The organism is Streptomyces sp. NPDC008092, from assembly GCF_042957285.1.
GTDB lineage: Bacteria > Actinomycetota > Actinomycetes > Streptomycetales > Streptomycetaceae > Streptomyces.
Map to the genome: position 1 here is coordinate 455,238 of NZ_JBIBHY010000001.1, position 867 is coordinate 456,104.

At 69.7% G+C, this 867-nt stretch carries 2 protein-coding genes; both read left to right on the forward strand.

Annotation, left to right across the window (positions count from 1 at the left end; genetic code table 11):
• Nucleotides 1-26 precede the first annotated feature (26 nt).
• Nucleotides 27-476 carry a YbaB/EbfC family nucleoid-associated protein gene (locus ACFZB3_RS01910; RefSeq protein ID WP_391368108.1) on the forward strand — a complete coding sequence of 150 codons (450 nt, stop codon included), beginning with the start codon at nt 27-29 and terminating at the stop codon, nt 474-476.
• Between the two features lie 7 nt (nt 477-483).
• A complete protein-coding gene (locus ACFZB3_RS01915) occupies nt 484-849 on the forward strand; it encodes a hypothetical protein (protein WP_391368110.1) in 366 nt (121 codons plus the stop codon).
• Nucleotides 850-867 lie beyond the last annotated feature (18 nt).

Here is an 867-nt window from a genome sequence, read left to right on the forward strand (position 1 = left end):
GATCTGGAGAGTCTGGGAGGTGCGGAGTGGACAGCGAGTCGATAGAGCAGCGGTTGGCCAAGGCCATGGCCGAACTGGAGGCCACCGAGGCCGCCGTGGCACGCGCGGAGGGTGAACTCGCCCACGCGGAGAGCACGGTGCGCTCGGCGGACCGCGCGGTCGAGGTGACCGTGACCGCGCAGGGCGACCTCACCGCGCTCACCTTCCTGGACGACAAGTACCGGACGATGCCCGCCGGTCAGCTCGCCGCGAGCGTGCTGGAGGCGGTGCAGGAGGCACGGGCCCGCATGGCCCGCCACGTCATGGCGACCTTCGCGCCCTTCACCGAGGCACACCCCGAGGCCCCCGAACTCACCGGCTTCGACGTGGACTGGAACAAGATCTTCGGGCCCGGTGTGCTGGAGGGCCCGAAGAACGGCCGTCGTCGCGGAGCCGGCCGGCTCCGCGACGAGATCAGCGAGGACCCGGAGGACTGAGGAGACGATGTCGGAGAACGCCTACTACGCCAGCCCCCAGGGGCTCGTCTCCGGGACCCGCCAGATCGAGCAGATCAGCCGGCTGGTCACGGACATGGTCAACGAGTTCATCACCGATGTGTCGGCCACCTCCGGCTGGCCCGGACACGACGACAGCTACGCCCAGCAGACGCTGCCGCAGGAGAAGCAGCAGCGGCTGAACGCCATCAAGACCGGCACCTCCCTGTCCGAGGCGATCGTCGGCGTGGGGGACGGCACGCTCGCCAACCTGAAGAGCGTGCTGGGCACCCAGGGCGGTGTGCTCGACGCCATCCACGACTCCAGCATCAACACGGGCGACACCGGCAGCGGTTCGCACGGCGGAAAGCACTGACGCAGCGGATCGCGCCCG

Coding starts and splice junctions, on each gene's coding strand:
- ACFZB3_RS01915 (WP_391368110.1), top strand. CDS start 484: ATGTCGGAGAACGCCTACTACGCCAGCCCCCAGGGGCTCGTCTCCGGG.